Origin of the sequence: Roseinatronobacter sp. NSM (assembly GCF_052379845.1) — a bacterium.
Taxonomy (GTDB): domain Bacteria; phylum Pseudomonadota; class Alphaproteobacteria; order Rhodobacterales; family Rhodobacteraceae; genus Roseinatronobacter.
The window spans coordinates 1-2,537 of the sequence record NZ_JBQTCF010000077.1 but is presented as its reverse complement, the minus strand read 5'-3'; the positions used below and the strand labels follow the sequence as shown (position 1 = coordinate 2,537).

At 60.8% G+C, this 2,537-nt stretch carries 3 protein-coding genes; all 3 read right to left on the bottom strand.

Features of this window, described 5'->3' with window-relative positions:
• Positions 1-24: 24 nt before the first annotated feature.
• From tnpC to tnpA, 3 genes are read right to left on the bottom strand one after another with little or no spacing between them, the layout of a single operon-like run.
• A complete protein-coding gene (gene tnpC / locus ACTZWY_RS19605) occupies positions 25-1,668 on the bottom strand; it encodes an IS66 family transposase (protein WP_444792387.1) in 1,644 nt (547 codons plus the stop codon).
• A gap of 59 nt (positions 1,669-1,727) precedes the next feature.
• A complete protein-coding gene (gene tnpB, locus ACTZWY_RS19600; RefSeq protein WP_227428723.1) occupies positions 1,728-2,078 on the bottom strand; it encodes an IS66 family insertion sequence element accessory protein TnpB in 351 nt (116 codons plus the stop codon).
• Positions 2,075-2,476, bottom strand: coding sequence for an IS66-like element accessory protein TnpA (gene tnpA / locus ACTZWY_RS19595; protein ID WP_444792386.1), 402 nt, complete (start codon positions 2,474-2,476; stop codon positions 2,075-2,077). The genes tnpB and tnpA overlap by 4 nt, the downstream gene beginning before the upstream one ends.
• Positions 2,477-2,537: the final 61 nt, after the last annotated feature.

The following is a 2,537-nucleotide window of genomic DNA, read 5'->3' as shown; positions in this document are numbered from 1 at the left end:
GTAAGCATCCGGCGAGGGACGTGGTCACGCGGCCTTGACGGCTTCCGTCTGGACCTTCCAGTGCCATGGGAGCAACTCGGGCAAGCGTGACACGGTGATGTCCGGCATGCGCGCAAGGACGTCTGCCATCCAGACCTGCGGATCGATGTCGTTCATCTTGCAGCTGACGATCAGAGTATACATGAAGGCCGCGCGTTCGCCGCCGCGTTCAGACCCTGCGAAGAGCCATGACTTTCTGCCCAGGGCTATCCCTCTGAGGGCGCGCTCGGCGGCATTGTTGGTCAGGCAGATGCACCCGTCATCAAGGAAAGCGGTGAAGGCATCCCATCTCTCGCCCTTGTGTGGAATCAGATAGTCGATGGCCTTGGCGACGCTGTTGTGTTTCGACATTCGCGCGCGCTCTTCCAGCAGCCAAGTATGCAGTTCCTCGACCAGTGGCCGGGATCGCCCCTGCCGCACGGCAAGGCGGGCATCTGCGTCCATGCCATTGATCTCGCGCTCGATATCGAAGATCGCGTCGATCCGTTTCACCGCTTCCAAGGCGACGGGCGAGATATCATGTGCAGGCTTGTTCTTGCGCACATTCCCCGCGATATCGGCCAGCTCGAAGAATTTGCGCCGTGCGTGGCTCCAGCAGAGTGCGCTGCGCGCAGGACCGGGATGACGGTCAGCCAGATACAGGTTGTTATAGCCGCTATAGGCATCGGCCTGCAAAACACCCTGCCAGCCTGCGAGATGCTTGTTGGGGTGGATCATCTGGCGATCGCGCGAGAACTTGAACAAAGCGGCAGGTGGCGCACTACCACCCCATGGCCCGTCATCGCGCACATAGGTCCAGAGCCGCGCAGTTTTGGTGCCGCCTCGCGCCAGAAGCGGCACCGTCGTGTCATCGCCATGCAGGCGCGCCGCTGCCAGCACATGGCGCTCGATCAATTCGTGGATCGGGGCCAGTGCTACACAGGCGTGACCGATCAGATCGGCCAAGGTGGACAGGCTGAGCTCAATGCCTTCGCGCGCAATGCGCTCCGACTGGCGGTTCAGTGGTTGATGCTGGCCATATTTGTCAAAAGCAACCATCGCGATCAGTTGCGGTCCGGCCCAGCCGCGGGGAATGGTGTGGAATGGGGCTGGCGGCTGGCTGATCTTCTCGCAAGCCCGGCAGGTGAACTTCTCCCGGACGGTCTGGATCACCTTCCACTGCCGTGGGATGACCTCGAGCGTCTCGGTGATATCCTCGCCCATCTTCACGATGCGATCCGAGCCACAGCAGGTGCAGGTGGTCGGAGCCTCGACCACCACACGCTCGCGCGGCAAATGGTCGGGAAAGGGTTTGCGCACGGGTTTGCGCCGCGTGAAGGCGCGCACGGTGCTGGTCGCATCCTGCACGCCCGCTTCTTCCGCCGCCAGCGCATCCTCCGTGGCGGTGACTTCCAATTCCTCAAGCTGCAATTCCAGCTGATCGATCAGTCGCGCGCGGCGCTCGGAGGAGGTGCCGTATTTGTCGCGCCGCAGCTTGGCGATCTCGAGCTTCAATTCCTGGATCATCGCTTCCGTGCAAGACGCCAAGGCACGCGCCTGCGCAAGGTCGCGTTCAGCGGCCTGCGCACGGGCCGTTTGTGCGGCCAGTTCAGCGCGTAATCTGGCGATTTCGGAAGCGGCATCTGACATGGCAGAGGACTACCACAATTGCCCCGGAACGCCAATAAAAACAGGCCTTTTAGTGGAAATTATCCAGCCTTTGCAGGGCGTTGCGTCCAACGCGGGTTGCGCCAGTCGATCCCTTCAAGAAGATAGCCAAGCTGTGCAGCGGATATCGAAACTGCCGTCCCATCCCGGCTCACAGGCCAAATGAATTTCCCCGCTTCCAGCCGCTTTGTGTAGAGCGACATGCCGACCCCGTCATGCCAGAGCAGTTTCACAAGATCGCCTTTGCGGCCACGAAAGCAGAAGATTTCGCCGCCATGCGGGTCACGGCCAAGTCCCTGCTGCACCGACAATGCCAAGGTGTTCATCCCACGCCGCATGTCAGTCACTCCACCTGCAATCCACACCTTCGTGCCAGCCGGAAACGCGATCATCGCAGCAACCTCAGGCCATTGAGCAAGCGCGCGGCCGCTTCCATGTCAAAATCAGCAGGGATCATCACACGACATCGTTCACCAAGATCGATTGTCATTACGGGCGGTTGCGACGCAGGCACGGGGGGCAGGCCTTCAGAAGCCGGCCCATCGTCTTGGGGAACAAGGCGCATGAATTGCGAAGCGCACCCAAGCATCCCATACTTGTGCCGATAGCGCCAATCGTAGAGCATCGACCGCGAGATCTCATGGCGCCGCGCAACCTCGGCCAATGTCACGCCGTCGCAATGGCTTTCCTCAACGATCCGAGCTTTCTCGTCATCCGTCCAACGGCGACGGCGGCCGGTATCAGAAACTGACAAAACTTGAATGCGGTGGGTGTCTTCGTGTGCGTCCATAAGGACACTCGATAAACGCTCAGCCCGCTAAACAGCCAGACGGCCCTCGGCGGATGCTTAC

What these genes read in the sequence shown, in the direction of transcription:
- tnpC (WP_444792387.1), bottom strand. Translation starts at nt 1,668, where the DNA reads ATGTCAGATGCCGCTTCCGAAATCGCCAGATTACGCGCTGAACTGGCC.
- tnpB (WP_227428723.1), bottom strand. Translation starts at nt 2,078, where the DNA reads ATGATCGCGTTTCCGGCTGGCACGAAGGTGTGGATTGCAGGTGGAGTG.
- tnpA (WP_444792386.1), bottom strand. Translation starts at nt 2,476, where the DNA reads ATGGACGCACACGAAGACACCCACCGCATTCAAGTTTTGTCAGTTTCT.